Consider the following 15,864-nt stretch of genomic DNA (forward strand, 5'->3'; position numbering starts at 1 on the left):
TTTACATCATGTGGCGCTTACCGCTATGTGTGGCGTTATTTGCGACAAATTTGTCATGGATGATGGTGAGGACATGCCAAGTTCAATCAACCACTGGTCCTTGCCTTTTCCGCAGGCAGATCAGCGCCGTCATGAGGTGGCCCTGACCCAGGCGATGCAGCGTGTCTGTGCCAGTGGGAGCTATATTTTGGGCGCCGAGGTGGATGCGTTTGAAACTGAATTTGCGACTTATCTGGGGCTCAGCCAGGTCGTGGGTGTGGCCAGCGGGACGGACGCGATCGAGCTGATTTTGCGGGCGCTGGGGATTGGTGCGGGAAGCAAAGTGGCGGTGCCATCCTTTGCTCCCTCAGCAGTGGCGGCTGGGGTGGCACGCAGCGGCGCGGCCCCTGAATGTGTCGATATTGAGCCGGGCACTTTCACGCTTTGCCCTGAAGCCCTGGATGCCCTGCTGACTTCTCCCCGGGGCCGGGGAGTGAAGGCGGCGGTGGTGGTGCATTTGTACGGGCATCCGGCGGACTGGGAGAGTCTGCAACGGGTGGCGGATGCGCACGGCATCGAACTGCTGGAGGACTGCGCGCAGGCGCATGGTGCGATGTGGCATGGTCGGCCGGTCGGAACGCTGGGCAGGGTGGCGGCGTTCAGCTTTTACCCGACGAAGAATCTGGCGGCATTGGGAGATGCCGGTGCGGTGGCGACGAATGACCCGGAGCTGGCGGAGCGTGTGCGCATGATCCGGCAGTACGGCTGGAAGGAGCGCTACGTCAGTGAGGAGGCCGGGGTGAACAGCCGGCTGGATGAACTGCAGGCGGCGGTGCTGCGGGTGAAACTGGGTGCTTTGGATGAGAGCATTCTGCAAAGGAGAAGGCTGGCGGCGGAATACGATGCCCGGCTGGTGGGCAGTCGCGTGGTGACTGCGCCCATGGTGAGGGGCGGGTGTGAGCATGCCTACCACCAGTATGTGGTGCGTTCTGAGCGGCGCGACGCGCTGATGCTGCATCTGCAACGAGCCGGGATTCCCGTGGCCGCGCTTTATCCCGTGCCGCTGCACCGGCAGCGTGCTTTTGGCGAAGGCAACGAGCTGCTGCTGGAGTCTGACCGGGCTGCTGCTGCGGTTGTGTCACTGCCCATGCATCCTTACTTGTCCGAGGGGGCCGTGGGTGCCGTCCTGAAAGCCATCGAAAGGTTTGAACATGAGGGCTCCTGAATACGATCTCATGCGGGCGGTGGAAGACCGCCACTGGTGGTATGCGGTGCTGCGCAGCCAGGTGCAGCATGCCCTGGAAGGGCGACTTCCGCCACATGGCCGGCTGCTGGATGCGGGATGCGGCACGGGGGGCATGCTGGAGTTTTTGAAAGGACGGATTTGTGATCTGAATGTGGCGGGCGTGGATGCTGCGGAAGAGGCGGTGCGGCACTGCCAGCAGCGCGGTCTAAGCATGGTGCAGCTGGGTTCGGTGGAGGCGCTTCCGCACGCGGATGCAGCCTTTGATGCAGTGCTCAGCCTGGATGTGCTGTATCATGAGGGAGTGATCGAAAAGCGTGCGCTGGCGGAAATGAGCCGTGTGCTGCGCGCGGGCGGCCTGCTGGTGCTGAACCTGCCTGCGTTTGAAGGTTTGCGCGGATCCCACGATGTGGCCGTCAGCGGTGCGCGGCGCTATGGTGCATCTCAGGTGCGGGCGCTGCTGGAGCATTCGAGCTTTACCGTTGAAACAATCCACTATTGGAATGCCTGGCTGTTTTTGCCGCTGCTCGCGTGGCGGCAGCTGAGCAGGGGGAAAGCAGAGCGGCGTGCGGAGGGTGCGTCTGACCTGAGGCTCACGCCGCGCTGGATGAACTCGCTGCTGGCAGGCGTGGGCAGACTGGATGCCGGACTGTGCCGGGAACTGCGCCTGCCGTTTGGCTCGTCGGTCTTTGCCGTTGCACGAAAAAGGGAGAGCTCAACCGGAGGGAGTCCGCATGGAAGCAACTGAGATCCATCCCGAAGTGAGCTTTGTGGTGCCGCTGTACAACACGGGCGAAGGCCTGCGCCCGCTGCTGGACGCCTTCCGCGCCTTGTCTCTGCCGGAAACCTGGGAGCTGGTGCTGGTGGATGACGGCAGTACGGATGGCACGGCTGCGGCGGCCCGGCGGGCGGTGGCGGATTTTCCCGCCCCAGTGCGTGTGGTGGAGCTGGCGCGCAATTTTGGCGAGCATGCCGCCGTGCTGGAAGGCTACCGGCATGCCAGCGGCGACTTCGTGGTGAACCTGGATGATGATCTGCAAAATCCCCCCGGTGAAGCGGTCAAACTGGTGCGCCACCTGCGCGAGTCGGATGCTGAGGTGGTCTATTCGCGCTATGCAGAGAAGAAGCACCCCTGGGCGCGCAATGTGGCCAGCTGGCTGGCGAACTGCTGCGCGACTTTTCTGCTCGGCAAGCCGCAGGATCTTTACCTCTCCAGCTTTCGGGCGCTGCGCCGGGACCTGGTGGGGAGGATTGTGGCGTATCGCGGTCCCTATCCGTATGTGGATGGATTGATTCTGGGCGCGACCAACCGCATCGCCACGCTGGAGGTGGAGCATGTGGAGCGCCAGGAAGGGAGGAGCGGCTACACGCTGCGCAAGCTGATCCGGCTGGCGCTGAGTTTGCTGTTTGATTTCAGCGTCATGCCGCTGCGCATCGCCAGTGTGCTGGGGGTGCTGCTGTGTGTCCTGGGGGGATTGATTCTGACGGAGGTGGTGCTTGAAACCCTCCTTGTGGGACAGCGACAGCTCGGCTGGGGTTCGCTGATGGGGGCACTGGCTGTTTTCAGCGGTGCCCAGCTGCTGATGCTGGGAATCATCGGTGAATATGTCGGGCGTGCATTTCTGACCGTTTCCGGCAAGCCGCAGAGCCTGGTGCGTACTTTGACCACCCATGTGAAACCACCCTCTTCATGATCCACGAAACCTCCATTGAAAGCTGCTCTGTGCGCGGCGTGCGTCTGTTTGAGATGCGCCATGTGGTTGACCCTGTGAGGGGCAATCTTGCGGCGCTGGAATTCAGCCAGGATCTGCCCTTTGACGCGCAACGCATTTTTCTGACCTACGGCATCCCTTCGCTGAGCACACGCGGAGAGCATGCCCACCGCTTGTGCGAGCAGTTCCTCGTCTGTGTGCATGGCGAGTGCCATCTCAGCGTGGATGACGGTGAGAACCGTGAGGAGTTCTGCCTGAATCGTCCCACCTTTGGCGTGCTGGTTCCGCCCATGGTGTGGGCGCAGGAGCATCTGCATTCAGCGGATTCGGTGCTGATGGTGCTGGCCTCGCGCCCTTATGAGGTGGAGGATTACATACGAGATTATCGTGATTTTAAGAATATGGTGAAAGGATGGAAAATGCAGCCATGAATGCCCGCACAATCTCAGCAGCGTTTGAACCGGTCATGGCGACGAGGCTGTCGCGCTGGTGGAGTGGTGCCACGAATGCAATGCGCAGCCAGTCCCTTTGGCTAACGATTGCGGTGATGATGATGGTCACGCTGGGCATCGGCTGGCTGGACTACATCACCGGCTTTGAAGTGACGTTGTTTGTTTTTTACGGCATCCCTATTTTCCTGGCGGTGTGGTGGGCGGGAAACAGGGTGGGATTCTTCATCGCGCTGCTGTCAGGCGTGGTGTGGTGGCTGGCAAACATGAACACGAATCCCTATGAGACCCAGCTGGGCTATGCCTGGGCTCTGATCAACCGCCTGGTGTATCTGTGTGTGGTGGTTTTTGCCGTGACTGCGCTGCGCAACAAACAGGAGGCTGACGAGGCGCGGATCCAGATGCTGGAGGAACGGCGGCAGCTCGAAAAAGACATTGTCAGCGTGAGTGAACATGAGCAGCAGCGCATCGGCCAGGATCTGCATGACGGCATCTGCCAGCAGCTGGCGGCGATCGGCTGCGCGGCGCGGGTGCTGGCGGAAGACCTGCAGGCGCAGGGAGTCCAGGCTGCGCATGACGCCAGCCTGATCGAAGGATCTCTGCAGCAGGTGGTGATGGAGGCGCGCAATCTCGCACGGGGCATCTTTCCGGTGCATGTGGACCGCAGCGGGCTGGCGGCAGCGCTGGCGGATTTGGGGAAAATGATGAGCCGGCTCACGGGCATCCCCATCGTGGTCAATGACTGCGTGGATGTGCCGCTGGATGCTCCGGACGTCTCGATGCACCTCTACCGCATCGCCCAGGAAGCAGTGGCGAACGCGGTCAAGCACAGTGGCGCGACGGAGATTCATGTGGCGATGAAGCTCGAGGACGAAATGCTGGAGCTGCGGGTGGAAGACGATGGCAAAGGCATGCCGCCGTCCTCACGCACGCGCAGCGATGGAATGGGGCTGCGAACGATGCATTACCGTGCGCAGGCGCTGCAGGCCATGCTGGCCGTCGAGCCGCGAATCCAAGGTGGCACCATGGTGTGCTGCCGTGTGCAGCTGAAAGATCTCAAAAAACTCAAATATCTCAATGACCATGAAGAAAACTGAATTGAAAGCAGCGAACAGCTGCAAGGTGCTCCTTGTCGAAGATCATCCCATGTTTCGGGAGCATCTGGGACAGCTGATCGACCGTGACCTGGGCATGTCCATCTGCGGTGAAGCGGACAACATTCGTGATGCCATGCGGCTGATCCTGGAGACCAAGCCGGACATCGCCATCGTGGACATCACCCTGCATGGCTCCAGCGGTCTGGAGCTGCTGAAGGACATCAAGGCGCAGGGACTGGACATCAACGTGCTGGTGCTTTCCATGCATGATGAGGAGCTCTACGCGGAGCGCGCCCTGCGTGCAGGCGCCAAGGGCTACATCACCAAAAACGAAGCCTCCACGGAAGTGATTGAGGCCATCCGCTGTGTGATGAAAGGGGATGTGTATGCGAGCCGGCAGATGACGGCCAAGCTGCTGGAGCGGATGACGCAGAAACGCAGCAACTCGGAACTGGCCGGGATGGAAACGCTGGCGGACCGCGAACTGGAGGTGTTTCAAATGCTTGGCCGCGGCAAGAGCACGCGCGAGATCGCCCAGACCCTGAATCTGGGGGAATCGACGGTCGAAACGTACCGTGCCCGCATCAAAGAAAAGCTTCAGCTGCGCAGTGCCGCCGAGCTGTACCTGCGTGCGGGACAATGGGTGCGCGACCATGGGGCCTAGCTGTAATACGTGATTTCTTTAGCGAGGGTGGCGTCTGACGTGACGGGCCATGTTACTTGGTGGAAGAGGAGATTTTGCAGCAAAATACTGCGAATCAAAAATCTACCTTACCGAAGCCATGTCAAAACACAGACGCAGCAAACATCCGAGCGGTAAAAGAGTCACGCACGCAGCCACTGGCACTTCAATCGATAACGTTGCATCTACGGAGCTTCTTGCTGAGCCGGACCAAATGCCTGCTCAAACGTCACGGGCGTCCTGGTTTTGGGTTCACACAGTTCTGGCCGCTTTGCTGATCGGCCTCTGTGCCAGCCTTTACCTCTGGACGGCCGATTTCCCCATGGCGTTTGACGACCATACCTACCTCAAAGACAATCCGTTCTTCCGTGGAGGAAACACCTTTGATTATCTGAAGGACTTCAACGAGTTCGTGAAGCGCCCTTTCAAAATAGGGTCTGATCCTGATTACGCCGTCAATGCTGTCATGCGCCCGGTCGCTTATGCGAGTTTTCGCCTGAACTACAGCCTGGATGAATTTAACCCGCACTGGTACCGGCTGGTCAACGTGGGGATTCATGCACTGAATTCGGTGCTGATTTATGCGCTGGTGTCGATGCTGCTTCGTTTTTCCAAAGTGGGGGCAGGTCTGCAGCGGGGTTCGGTGCTGTTTATTTCGGCGACGGCAGCCCTGCTGTTTGCGGTCCACCCGCTGGCCACGGAGTCTGTGACCTACATCGTTCAGCGCTTCACCTCGCTGGTGGTGCTTTTTTCGCTCGTGAGTTTGTGTCTGTATTTTGCTTCATGCTCGGTGCACCAACGGTGGGGCCGGTGGCTGCTGCGGGGCGGAGCGGTGGCGGCGGTGCTGCTGGCCATGCAGACGAAGGAGGATGCCTTCATGATTCCCTTGCTGGCGGTGCTGCTGGACTGGCTGGTGCTCGGCACGCGGCTGCGGGCGGCGGCCATCAAGGCGCTGCCACTGCTGCTGTGCATGCCGCTGATTCCGGTGCTGGTGTTCATGACTGCGGCAGCGCAGCACGACGGATTCAGTTTCGATGCGGCCATGAACATCGTGAACTCGCGGGATGAGCCGCTGCGTCACTGGCACTATTTTGTGACCGAATTGACAGTCATGACTCATTACCTGCGGCAGATGTTCTGGCCCAAGGGAATGAATCTCGATCCAGAATGGCCGCTCTATGACTCGCTCTTTCAGGGGCCTGTATTGCAGGCTCTTGCCGTGCTGGGCGGCATGGTGCTGACGGCGTGGGGCTTGGCCCGCCGGTTCCGGGGGGATGTGCGCTTTGTGCTGGGCTTTGCCTGCGTGGGCTGGTTTTTCATCACGATTTCTGTTTCTTCGGCGCTGACCCCGCTGCCGGACTTGGTGGCGGAGCATCGCTCCTACCTGCCATCCATTGGCATTTTCATTCTGGTGGCGTGCCTGCTGGACTGGCTGCGGAGCAGCAGCAGCAGCGGCGTCCGCGCCCATGTGCTGCGGGTGGGGGTTCCGGTGCTGACTCTGCTGTGCGTGGGTGCGTTGTCCTGGAAAACCTGCGTACGCAACAATGTCTGGCGGACGCGTGAAAGCCTCTGGGAGGACACCGTGGCCAAAAGCCCCGGCAAGTACCGTACCTGGGGCAATCTGGGCGCGGCCTATTCCGACGCTGGCAAGAATGAAAAGGCGGTGCAATGCTTCCGCGAGGCGCTGAAAGTCGAACCGCGCTTTCAAAACGGACTGCTCAATCTTTCCAACTCACTGCTCAGGCTCAACCGCCCGAAGGAGGCGCTGGATGCCACGATGCAGCTCATCAACATCGACAAAAATGCCACCACCAAACCGCCGGTGGCATTCACCCTGGGCCTCAGCCTCGCAGGGGTGGGCAGGTACGATGAAGCCGTTGCCGTCTTCCGGGACATCTTGCGGGCCATGCCCAATGATCCGCAGACTCACAAGGCCCTCGGGCTGGTCTATTTTCAGACCGGCCTGCCTCACCGCGCCTTGGATCATTATGAGGCGGCCTCTCTCGTCCAGCCTAATGACCCCCAGCTTCAGAAGCTTATTCAGGCGGCCCAAGTCGCGATGGCTGAGAAGGGCAGGGCACGGTGAGCCAGATGAAATTCAAGGCGCTGGTGGAATGCGAGCCGCCGATTCGGCGGCGATCCACCCGGCAACGAGTTTCAGCACCTCGGCGCGCTGGTGGAAAAACAGGAAATGATCTTCACCGTCAAAACGACGTGATGTGACATCCAGTCCGCCAGCCTTCAGCTTTTCTGCATAACCGGAGACATGCTCCCAAGGCACGCGGTCATCGCTGCCGCCTGAGAGGATCAGCACGCGGCGCGGCTGCAGACGTGCGGCGAGTTCTGAAGATTTGATGCGGGTGTGCAGCACGGCGGAGAGAAAGATGAGGGAGCGAAATTTGGGGCCTTCGGCTGATTCGGCGAGGCAGAGGCCTTTGCCGCCATTGGAGAGGCCCATGAGGTGGATGTGATCGGGATCAATGGCGGCGTGCTTTCCGGCATCGGCGATGGCGCGTGTGATGGCCTCGTAGCCGCCTTTTTTCTCCCAGTTTCCGAGGCCGAAGGTGGGGGCAATGACGGTGATGCCGAGTTCATCGGCCAGCTTTGAGAGCAGCCAGATGTAGGCTTTGAAATTGCCGCCGCTGCCGTGCAGAAAGACGAGCGCTGGGGTGGGCCGGGTGCGGTCCACTTTGGCGGGGATGTAGTGGTAGTAATGGCCGTCGCGAAATTGGCCGAAGCTCATCTCGCTGTAGATGGAGGTCAGGGCAGAGCCTGCGGCGGTGAAGTCTGGATCTGCGCCGGCCTCGGTGTAGATAGCGTCTGTCATGGCGGAGAGTTCGCGGCGCTGCTTCTGAGTGAAGAGGGGATCCAGAGCCGAAGCGACGGCATAGCCGAGATGGATCTGGTCGATCTCCGGCAGCACGGAGCCCGGGGCAAAGCGGCTGTAGTGCCAGCCGCCGTCGGAGTAACGTGAATGAATGCGCGCTGTCCTGGGCGTGTGAGCATCGGGAATCTGCCAGAGAACCAGCGCGATGCCCACACCGGACAGGGCGAGCAGGATTTTCGCCAGACGCATTTGTGGCATGGAGCCGCGCTCGTCGCCGATCCAGTAGAGCAGCGGACCGATGCCGAGTGCGCCAATGGCCGCACTGAGGAGCAGGCCCTGCCAAGTGACCATGCAGCAGAGGCCGAACATGCTCAACGGTCCCAAGAACAGCGCCAGCAAAAGCGCGAAGGCTTTCAGGAGGACAAGCGGCAATGACATGGGGTTGATGCAATCTCACTGGCAGAAAAAGACAATGAGTACTTTTACCGCTGGTCGAATTTAGATTTCAGCGATGAGTTCTTCTGCCTGCCGGGGTGCTGCAATCTTTGGATTCCAGACTTTCCGCAGAACAATGAACGTTACGGAGCAGCGAAGACATGCTTCGCACCCACCAGCAGCCTACTTCTTCGAGATCGAATCGACGATCGTGTCCCAGACTTTGGCGGCTTGCTCTTTGGAAAAGTTCGAGGGAGGGCTGTATGAAAGGTAGATGCAGTTGGTCTCGATGTTGGTGGCGATGTACGCCGAGTAAATCAGGCGGCGGGAACCGTCCTCCTGCTTGTGGTTCACGATGTAGGAAATCACCGCAAAGCCGCCGGCATTTCGCTTTTTCTGGGACACCAGCGCAAGTCCCGCTGCTGCCAGTTCCTCCTTGAGTTCGGCTTCGTGAGTGAATTTTTTTGTCTCGGCGATGTAACCGACATCCAGCGAGATCTTGCCCCAGACGTAGCCTGTCTGGGGAAGATCGCCGGTGTCTGCGGTCGGCTTGATCGCCTTGGGCAGCATCCAGTAGGTATAGCTATCCTCCACCTCCAGACCCTCGGCATGGACATAGTCCTTTGGGACGTCGAGCTTGAGAGGCAGAGGCTGCAACTGCCCGGCAAAAAATTCGTCGATGCTGACCGTCTTCATGGCCACGTCCACAGCCTGCAGGGAGGCAGTGGCCAGCAGGACGAGAATGCCAGTCCGAAGGAATGAGGCCATGAGCAGTCTGGGATGGATCAATAATACTTCACCAGTCCATCGCGCCACAGCGGCTTGAGCTGATCGACGGGGGAGTCGATGAGGGTGGTGCCGTTGTGGGAGATGTAGAGGTAAGGATCACGCGTGGAATCACCAATGATGACGAGGCCGGCGGCTTCAGCGGCGCTGACGTGCTCGGGGGCGATCTCGATGAGGATGCGGCCTGGAGTTTCGCCGAAGAGGAGCTCGGCGGTGGTGAGCCCGGCGTGGGCGGGCATCTTGTCGGTGGCGATGCGGAGGCCTGCTTTGCCGCTGAAGGCCATTTCGGCCAGGGCGACGGCGAGGCCGCCTTCACCGATGTCGTGGGCGCTGAGAATGGCACCCTGCTTCACGAGTTCAAAGTAGCGGCGGTAAGCAGCGAGGCTTTCGACTTCGCAGAAGTCGGGGCCGGCGTCCATGCCGATGCCTTTGGTGTACTTCGCGACGATGCTGCCGCGCAGGCCGGCGCTGGCTTTGCCGAGGATGGCGATCTTGCTGCCGACGCGGCGGAGGGATGCACCGACGACGTGCTTGGCATCTTCCACAATGCCGAAACCGCTGAGGAGCAGCGTGACGGGGATGGAGACGGGGCCTTCATCGGTGATGAAGTAGTTGTAGAAGCTGTCTTTGCCGGAAACGAAGGGGGCGGCGTAGGCGATGGCGGTCTTGGCCATGCCCTTGGTGCATTCCACGAGGGCGCCGAGCTCGCGCTCGTTGTCGGGATTGCCCATGCAGAAATTGTCGAGGATGGCGATGCGGTCGGGATTGGACCCCATGGCGACGAGCTGGCGCACGCACTCATCTACGACGGCGCGGCCCATGAGATGAGGGTCGGTCTTGCCCCACTCAGGGAGCAAGGCGCAGGCGAGGGCGACGAGCTGCTGGCTGCCATCCACACGGATGACGCTGCCGTCCTGCGGGGCGTCGCCTGAAGCACCAGCGAGGGGCTTGAGGACGGTGTTGCCCTGCACTTCGTGGTCGTACTCACGGATGATCGGCTCACGGGAGACGATGGAGAAATCGGCGAGAAGGGTCTTGAGCGTCTCGGTCCAGGATTCCGGACGCACGGGGACGACGGGCTTGACGGATGGCGGGGTGCGCCATTTGGCCTTCATCTCCCGGCGCGGGGCCTCATGCAGTGCGGTGACGTGGAGATCACAGACGATGGTGCCGTGGTGGAAGACTTTGAGGCGCTGGGAGCCGTCGGCCTTGGCGAGAACGCAGAGTTCAGTCTGATAAATGGCGGCGAGCTCGTGCATGGCGGCGAGGTCTTTTTCCTCGATGGCCATGACCATGCGCTCCTGGGATTCGCTGATGAAGACCTGCCAGCTTTCGAGATCAGGGGCTTTGAGCGGGGCGTTTTCCAGCCAGACTTCGCCGCCGGTATCGCGCAGCATTTCGCCTGCGGCGGAGCTGAAGCCACCGGCACCGCAGTCGGTGACGAACTGGATGAGGCCCTTCTCACGGGCGGCGAGAACGAAGTCAGCGGCCTTCTTTTCTTCGATGGGGTTGCCGATCTGCACGGCAGTCTGGTCCTCTTCGTGGGAATCGGTCGTGAGGGAGGCGGAGGAGAAGGTCGCGCCTTTGAGGCCGTCCTTGCCGGTGCGGCCGCCAGCGGCCACGAGCAGATGCCCGGGCTTCACTTCCTTGGCGATGTCCTTGATCGGGATGATGCCGGCGGTGCCGCAGAAAACGAGGGGATTGTAGATGAAGGTGTCGTCAAACTGGATCGCGCCGTTCACCGTGGGGATGCCCATGCGGTTGCCGTAGTCGCGCACGCCGCGCACCACGCCACGCATGACGCCGAGGGGGTGGATGACGTCCTTGGCCTTGATGTCTTCCTGCTCGATGTTGGGCGGGCCGAAGCAGAACACGTCGATGGAGGCGACGGGCTTGGCACCTTTGCCTGCGCCGAGGATGTCGCGGATCACGCCGCCGAGGCCGGTGTTCGCACCTGCATAAGGCTCGATGGCGCTGGGGTGATTGTGCGTTTCCACCTTGAGGCAGACGGCCTTGTCGGCGTCCAGGCGGACGAAACCGGCATTGTCCTCAAAGGCACCGAGCACGAAGTCGGGCTTGTTCTTGCAGATCTCTTCCGTGACCTTGCGGATGTAGGTCTTGAACAGGCCGTCCACGGTTTCTTCCTTGCCGTCCAGCACATGAGTGATCTTCGCGCCAAAGATGCGGTGCTTGCAGTGCTCGCTCCAGGTCTGGGCGATGACTTCCATCTCGACGTCCGTAGGCTCGCGGCCTTCGTCATTGTAAATCTTCTGCACGGCCAGCATGTCGGCGCGTGAGAGCGAGAGCTTCATGCGCTTCGAGAGATCGAGGAGCTGGTCGGCGTTGAGTTCGCGGAGGGGGATGGTGCGGAAAACGGCTTGGGACATGGGTGGGAACCCCTGACTTGGCGAGGAATCCGCCGTGTTCAATGGCGGAGGGGGAGGAAAATGGTGTGCCGGCTCAGGGCTGATCCCGTTTTTTTAAGGTGGTCAGCACCGTTTTGGGGTCTTGTCGGAGGCTGAGAACAGCATGTACATAGCATCGGCTGCCTTGAGAGCGGTAAAAGATCGCCATATCCCAATCCATCAAGAGCCATTTCCGAAAGGGAGAATGAGAATGGGCTGAGCCAATGAACGGATTTTGACTGATGAGATCCAGCGCTTCCTGTGTGTCGGCGGCGAAGGAATTGGCGAGTTCCTCTGAAAAGGCGTCGAGTTCGACATGTTTGCGCAACATGTCGTCGTCAGCTCCAGCCAGAATCACCAATTCATGGCTCATGCCTGTCCCGCTCGTCGTTGTGCACGGTAGGCATGCATGCGCTCCTGCACTTTGCTCCATGTCGTGGCTGAGCCAGGATCAGCCAGATAGTTTTGCCAGCGCTGTTCAAGAATCTCTACCACCGCCGCTTTTCCTGCCAGAGTTTCCGTCGAATCGTCAGCAGCTAGCTCCTCTTCAAGCTCCCGAAAAACGAGCCATTTTTGGTCTCGGGACATGGCGGCCAGTTCTGGCAGACGTTCGGCGATCATGGTGTGAAGATAAAGGCCCACGACTGACCCGTCAACCCTGGTGCAGCCCGGATAGGAGGTGGTGTGAAACGGTTGCTGTTCTTTGGCTCCCCGCTTTTATCCTGCCATCATGGCAACCATCGCAGTTCTCGGCACGCTCGACACCAAAGGTCACGAACACGCCTACGTGGCGGAAATCATCCGCGCACGCGGGCATCAGACGCTGCTGATTGACACGGGCAGCGGGGATGTGCCGCAGGTGCAGCCGGACGTGACGCGGGAGCAGGTCGCGGCGGCAGGGAAGGTGGATCTAGCAGGCATCATGGAGCGTCAGGACCGTGGCGAGGCGGTGACTGCCATGGCAGGCGCGGCGGCAGCGTTTTTGTCGGCTTTGGTTGCAAGCGGGAAGATGCAGGGCGTGATTTCGCTCGGCGGCGGCGGAGGCACGGCCATCGGCACAGCAGCCATGCGGGCGCTGCCGGTGGGTTTTCCGAAGGTCATGGTGTCCACGCTGGCGGCTGGCAATGTGGCGCCGTATGTGGGCACGAAGGACATCGTGATGTTTCCGAGCATCGTGGACGTGAGCGGCATCAATCGTATTTCCCGCGTGCTGCTGGCCCGCGCGGCGGGGGCGATTTGTGGAATGGTGGAAACGACGGTGCCCGAGGGCGCGGACAAGCCGCTGATCGCCGCCTCGATGTTTGGCAACACGACTGAGTGCGTGAACCGGGCGAAGCAGGTGCTGGAAGACGCCGGGTATGAAGTGCTGGTATTTCATGCTACGGGCACGGGCGGCAGGATCATGGAGTCGCTGATCGAAAGCGGCATGTTTGCCGGTGTGCTGGACATCACCACCACGGAATGGGCGGATGAACTCGTGGGCGGCATCCTGGGTGCAGGACCCACCCGGCTGGATGCCGCTGGCAAGGCGGGCGTTCCAGCCATCGTGACGCCGGGCTGTCTCGACATGGTGAACTTCGGCGAGCGCGCGAGTGTGCCGTCGAAGTTTGAAGGACGACACTTTTACATTCACAATCCGCAGGTGACTCTGATGCGCACGGATGCTGCCGAATGCGCGGAACTGGGCCGCATCCTGGCGGAGAAGGTGAATGCTTACAGCGGCCCCGTGACCGTCCTGCTGCCGCTGCAGGCCATCAGTATCATCAGCGCCGCAGGCAAGCCGTTCCATGATGCCGAGGCGGATGCGGCGCTGTTTGACGCCATCCGCCAGCATCTGCGGCCCGGCATTCCGCTGGTGGAGATGGATTGTGAGATCAATGCGCCGGAGTTTGCGGCGGCGTGTGCCAATGCCTTGCTGGGCAGCATGCCTGGTAAGGCAGGCTGATTGCAATCTCACGACTGTAATATCATTGCAACCGTGAGTCGTCCGACCACCTTGGCGGCCACATGTACTACCCGCTCAACTTCCGCTTCAAGCTCATGACAGTCTCGCCGGAGATTGATGTCACGGATGCTTATGGCGGCACGATCTGCCATGTGAGGCAGCAGTTTTTTCGCTTGAAAGAGAAGGTGGAGGTGTTCGCGGATGACTCGGAGCGGACACTGCTGGCGACGATTGAGGCGGACCGCATCATCGACTGGTCGGCACGCTACACGTTCAAATCTCCCACGGGTCAGGTTCTGGGGGCGGTGGGCCGGCGCGGAATGAAATCCATGTGGAAGGCGCACTACGATGTGTTTGCTTCCGGCGAGGAAAAACCGACGTTTACGATCCAGAATCTTAATCCTCTTATCACCATGGTGGACGCCCTTGTGAGCGATATGGGCATGAACATGCTCTCAGGCTACTTGCTGCGCCCGAGCTACCTTGCCACCCGTCGCGAAGGCGGAACTCCCACGATGCGCCTGACCAAGCAGCCTTCGCTTTTCGACGAAGGAAGCTTTGGATTGAAGCAGGAAGGTCCAGCGGACGAAGGCGAACAACTGGCCCTGATGCTGTCTTTCCTCATGATGAGTTTGCTGGAGCAGGCCCGGGATTAAGGGGAAACAGCCTTGTTGCGTTGCAACAGAAATCCCTGATCTGGACGGGCAAAGCTGCTGCCAAGCAAAGTGGCTCCTGGCACTGCCGAGTGCGAGACATGTCAGGCATGTGCCAGGGCAAACTTTCCAAGATGAGCTCCGATTGCAAATCCACGGCCGTTCTGTCATTGCATGCCAGAGTGATGACGCCACCTTGGCTCTCTCATGCACTACCCGCTGACTTTCCACTTCAAGCTTCTGGCCTTCTCTCCGCAGATCTACGTGACGGATGCCCATGGCGGCACGGTTTGCTATGTGAAGCAGAAGCTGTTTCGCTTCAAAGAGAAGGTGGAGGTGTTTGCGGATGACACGATGAGGGTGCAGCTGGCGACGATTGAGGCGGACCGCATCATCGACTGGTCGGCGCGTTACACTTTCAAATCTCCCACGGGTCAGGTGCTTGGCGCCATTGGCCGACGCGGAATGAAGTCGCTGTGGAGAGCGCACTACGATGTCTTTGCTCCAGGAGCGCAGACACCGACATTTGCGATTCAGGAAGCGAATCCGTGGACGAAAATGCTGGATGGCTTGGTGGGCGAGATTCCCATCGTGGGAATATTCACCGGCTACATGCTGCACCCGAGCTACATCGCAACTCGTGGCGAAGCGTGTGCTCCCACGCTTCGCCTGACCAAGCAGCCCGCACTTTTCGAAGGCCGCTTTGGACTGACGCAGGAAGGCCCGGCCGATGAGGGCGAGCAACTGGCGCTGCTGCTGTCTTTCCTGATGATGAATCTGCTGGAGCGGGCGCGAGGGTGAGCCTTAAATCCGCGTCAATGAAACTCGCACTTCGAGTGGTGGCCTTGGTTGGCGGGCAAATGGCGGCCGTCCTGTTGCTGGCACGTGCCGTGAGATACAAGACTGATTCGTTCAGCGGAATGAGTGTGCATTTTTGGGCGGCCTGCGCTTACGGCATCCCGGCGTTTCTCGCGTTTCTAGGCTGCCTTCGTTTTGTGAGGCTGCCACTGGTGGATTTTCGAGGGAGGATTCTCAGTGTTGCTGTGGCATTGCTCAGTGTGTTCGTTGGTTTTTACGCGAGTCTCGTCGTTCTGCAGCAAAGCGACATGTGGCTCACGTCTCGTTACATCCAGCGAATGCAGGCTCAGCTTCAGGCCGACGCGCGCTTTAAGGAGGTCCGGCTGATCGGCTATAGCGATGATTACATCCTGTTCCCGTACATTCCGGTTGGAGGGAGCGTGGCGAGTGAGGAGGACCTTGCTGAACTCAAGAGCAGATTGAACGCGTCAAATCCTCCCGCTCATATAGGTGCTGGCAGGCATCTTGTGCGGAAGGTGTCGGTCGATCAGTAGTTCCTCGACTTTCGCGATTACTTCGGCAGCCGCTCCATAACCGCCGCAGGGACTTCGAGGGACTTCTGCCGGCCCGACGTGCCGCGCAGCAGGGTGATCTGGCCTTTCGGGCAGTCCAGTTCATCGGCGAGGAAGCGGATGAGTTCGGTGTTGGCTTTGCCATCCACGGGCGGGGCGTGCAGTTTCACCAGCAGCACGGGGCGGCCTTTTTCATCGGCGGTCCAGCCGGCGAATTCAGATTTTTTGGCGTTCGGAGTCACGCGAACGGCAAGTTGGGCACGATCTTTAGGGGCGGCCAT

17 protein-coding genes are annotated in these 15,864 nt (G+C 60.3%); 11 read left to right on the forward strand and 6 right to left on the reverse strand.

The genetic code is table 11. The features are described from left to right. The first annotated feature begins 73 nt into the window (after positions 1–73). The 7 genes from ACILSL_RS07825 (at position 74) to ACILSL_RS07855 (ending at position 7,248) form a co-directional block, all read left to right on the forward strand. On the forward strand, positions 74–1,204 hold the full coding sequence (locus ACILSL_RS07825) for a DegT/DnrJ/EryC1/StrS family aminotransferase (RefSeq protein ID WP_395731446.1): 1,131 nt from the start codon (positions 74–76) through the stop codon (positions 1,202–1,204). Next, complete coding sequence (locus ACILSL_RS07830; RefSeq protein ID WP_395731447.1) at positions 1,191–1,970, forward strand: class I SAM-dependent methyltransferase; 780 nt, start codon at positions 1,191–1,193, stop codon at positions 1,968–1,970. Before ACILSL_RS07825 ends, ACILSL_RS07830 begins: the two co-directional genes overlap by 14 nt. After that, positions 1,957–2,916: a glycosyltransferase family 2 protein gene (locus tag ACILSL_RS07835; protein WP_395731448.1), complete on the forward strand. Its 960-nt coding sequence runs from the start codon at positions 1,957–1,959 to the stop codon at positions 2,914–2,916. Before ACILSL_RS07830 ends, ACILSL_RS07835 begins: the two co-directional genes overlap by 14 nt. After that, positions 2,913–3,365, forward strand: coding sequence for a sugar 3,4-ketoisomerase (locus ACILSL_RS07840; protein WP_395731449.1), 453 nt, complete (start codon positions 2,913–2,915; stop codon positions 3,363–3,365). The genes ACILSL_RS07835 and ACILSL_RS07840 overlap by 4 nt, the downstream gene beginning before the upstream one ends. After that, positions 3,362–4,480 (forward strand): sensor histidine kinase, encoded by a 1,119-nt coding sequence (locus ACILSL_RS07845; RefSeq protein WP_395731450.1) that lies wholly within the window; start codon positions 3,362–3,364, stop codon positions 4,478–4,480. The genes ACILSL_RS07840 and ACILSL_RS07845 overlap by 4 nt, the downstream gene beginning before the upstream one ends. After that, positions 4,467–5,144: a response regulator gene (locus tag ACILSL_RS07850; protein ID WP_395731451.1), complete on the forward strand. Its 678-nt coding sequence runs from the start codon at positions 4,467–4,469 to the stop codon at positions 5,142–5,144. The genes ACILSL_RS07845 and ACILSL_RS07850 overlap by 14 nt, the downstream gene beginning before the upstream one ends. 232 nt (positions 5,145–5,376) lie before the next feature. After that, on the forward strand, positions 5,377–7,248 hold the full coding sequence (locus tag ACILSL_RS07855; protein ID WP_395731452.1) for a tetratricopeptide repeat protein: 1,872 nt from the start codon (positions 5,377–5,379) through the stop codon (positions 7,246–7,248). Between the two features lie 12 nt (positions 7,249–7,260). Here the strand turns inward: ACILSL_RS07855 and ACILSL_RS07860 are convergent, their stop codons facing one another. From ACILSL_RS07860 to ACILSL_RS07880, 5 genes are all read right to left on the reverse strand, one after another. Beyond that, entirely contained in the window at positions 7,261–8,427 is a 1,167-nt protein-coding gene (locus ACILSL_RS07860; protein WP_395731453.1) for an alpha/beta hydrolase, read from the reverse strand. 180 nt (positions 8,428–8,607) lie between these two features. After that, positions 8,608–9,192, reverse strand: coding sequence for a hypothetical protein (locus ACILSL_RS07865; protein WP_395731454.1), 585 nt, complete (start codon positions 9,190–9,192; stop codon positions 8,608–8,610). 17 nt (positions 9,193–9,209) lie between these two features. After that, positions 9,210–11,597 carry a phosphoribosylformylglycinamidine synthase subunit PurL gene (purL, locus tag ACILSL_RS07870; protein ID WP_395731455.1) on the reverse strand — a complete coding sequence of 796 codons (2,388 nt, stop codon included), beginning with the start codon at positions 11,595–11,597 and terminating at the stop codon, positions 9,210–9,212. A 73-nt stretch (positions 11,598–11,670) separates the two neighbouring features. Next, positions 11,671–11,988 carry a type II toxin-antitoxin system RelE/ParE family toxin gene (locus ACILSL_RS07875; protein ID WP_395731456.1) on the reverse strand — a complete coding sequence of 106 codons (318 nt, stop codon included), beginning with the start codon at positions 11,986–11,988 and terminating at the stop codon, positions 11,671–11,673. Further along, the gene (locus ACILSL_RS07880) at positions 11,985–12,236 is read right to left on the reverse strand and encodes a hypothetical protein (RefSeq protein ID WP_395731457.1); all 252 of its coding nucleotides are present in this window, start codon (positions 12,234–12,236) and stop codon (positions 11,985–11,987) included. Before ACILSL_RS07880 ends, ACILSL_RS07875 begins: the two co-directional genes overlap by 4 nt. Positions 12,237–12,345: 109 nt before the next feature. Between ACILSL_RS07880 and ACILSL_RS07885 the strand changes: the two genes are divergently transcribed. From ACILSL_RS07885 to ACILSL_RS07900, 4 genes are all read left to right on the forward strand, one after another. Next, a complete protein-coding gene (locus tag ACILSL_RS07885; RefSeq protein ID WP_395731458.1) occupies positions 12,346–13,560 on the forward strand; it encodes a Tm-1-like ATP-binding domain-containing protein in 1,215 nt (404 codons plus the stop codon). Between the two features lie 62 nt (positions 13,561–13,622). Then, on the forward strand, positions 13,623–14,216 hold the full coding sequence (locus ACILSL_RS07890) for a hypothetical protein (protein ID WP_395731459.1): 594 nt from the start codon (positions 13,623–13,625) through the stop codon (positions 14,214–14,216). Between the two features lie 204 nt (positions 14,217–14,420). Then, positions 14,421–15,014 (forward strand): hypothetical protein, encoded by a 594-nt coding sequence (locus ACILSL_RS07895; protein ID WP_395731460.1) that lies wholly within the window; start codon positions 14,421–14,423, stop codon positions 15,012–15,014. Between the two features lie 17 nt (positions 15,015–15,031). Beyond that, positions 15,032–15,565, forward strand: coding sequence for a hypothetical protein (locus ACILSL_RS07900; RefSeq protein WP_395731461.1), 534 nt, complete (start codon positions 15,032–15,034; stop codon positions 15,563–15,565). 17 nt (positions 15,566–15,582) lie between these two features. On the opposite strand, the gene ACILSL_RS07905 is transcribed toward ACILSL_RS07900, so the two are convergent. Further along, positions 15,583–15,864, reverse strand: coding sequence for a DUF167 domain-containing protein (locus ACILSL_RS07905; protein ID WP_395731462.1), 282 nt, complete (start codon positions 15,862–15,864; stop codon positions 15,583–15,585).

It is taken from the genome of Prosthecobacter sp., from assembly GCF_044222345.1.
Lineage (GTDB): Bacteria > Verrucomicrobiota > Verrucomicrobiia > Verrucomicrobiales > Verrucomicrobiaceae > Prosthecobacter.

Bases quoted from the DNA above. Each gene is read 5' to 3' on its own strand.
- ACILSL_RS07840 (WP_395731449.1), top strand. From the start codon at position 2,913: ATGATCCACGAAACCTCCATTGAAAGCTGCTCTGTGCGCGGCGTGCGT.
- ACILSL_RS07825 (WP_395731446.1), top strand. From the start codon at position 74: ATGCCAAGTTCAATCAACCACTGGTCCTTGCCTTTTCCGCAGGCAGAT.
- purL (WP_395731455.1), bottom strand. From the start codon at position 11,597: ATGTCCCAAGCCGTTTTCCGCACCATCCCCCTCCGCGAACTCAACGCC.
- ACILSL_RS07865 (WP_395731454.1), bottom strand. From the start codon at position 9,192: ATGGCCTCATTCCTTCGGACTGGCATTCTCGTCCTGCTGGCCACTGCC.
- ACILSL_RS07890 (WP_395731459.1), top strand. From the start codon at position 13,623: ATGTACTACCCGCTCAACTTCCGCTTCAAGCTCATGACAGTCTCGCCG.
- ACILSL_RS07880 (WP_395731457.1), bottom strand. From the start codon at position 12,236: ATGATCGCCGAACGTCTGCCAGAACTGGCCGCCATGTCCCGAGACCAA.
- ACILSL_RS07850 (WP_395731451.1), top strand. From the start codon at position 4,467: ATGAAGAAAACTGAATTGAAAGCAGCGAACAGCTGCAAGGTGCTCCTT.
- ACILSL_RS07875 (WP_395731456.1), bottom strand. From the start codon at position 11,988: ATGAGCCATGAATTGGTGATTCTGGCTGGAGCTGACGACGACATGTTG.
- ACILSL_RS07895 (WP_395731460.1), top strand. From the start codon at position 14,421: ATGCACTACCCGCTGACTTTCCACTTCAAGCTTCTGGCCTTCTCTCCG.
- ACILSL_RS07885 (WP_395731458.1), top strand. From the start codon at position 12,346: ATGGCAACCATCGCAGTTCTCGGCACGCTCGACACCAAAGGTCACGAA.
- ACILSL_RS07900 (WP_395731461.1), top strand. From the start codon at position 15,032: ATGAAACTCGCACTTCGAGTGGTGGCCTTGGTTGGCGGGCAAATGGCG.
- ACILSL_RS07905 (WP_395731462.1), bottom strand. From the start codon at position 15,864: ATGGCCGCCCCTAAAGATCGTGCCCAACTTGCCGTTCGCGTGACTCCG.
- ACILSL_RS07855 (WP_395731452.1), top strand. From the start codon at position 5,377: ATGCCTGCTCAAACGTCACGGGCGTCCTGGTTTTGGGTTCACACAGTT.
- ACILSL_RS07830 (WP_395731447.1), top strand. From the start codon at position 1,191: ATGAGGGCTCCTGAATACGATCTCATGCGGGCGGTGGAAGACCGCCAC.
- ACILSL_RS07845 (WP_395731450.1), top strand. From the start codon at position 3,362: ATGAATGCCCGCACAATCTCAGCAGCGTTTGAACCGGTCATGGCGACG.
- ACILSL_RS07860 (WP_395731453.1), bottom strand. From the start codon at position 8,427: ATGTCATTGCCGCTTGTCCTCCTGAAAGCCTTCGCGCTTTTGCTGGCG.
- ACILSL_RS07835 (WP_395731448.1), top strand. From the start codon at position 1,957: ATGGAAGCAACTGAGATCCATCCCGAAGTGAGCTTTGTGGTGCCGCTG.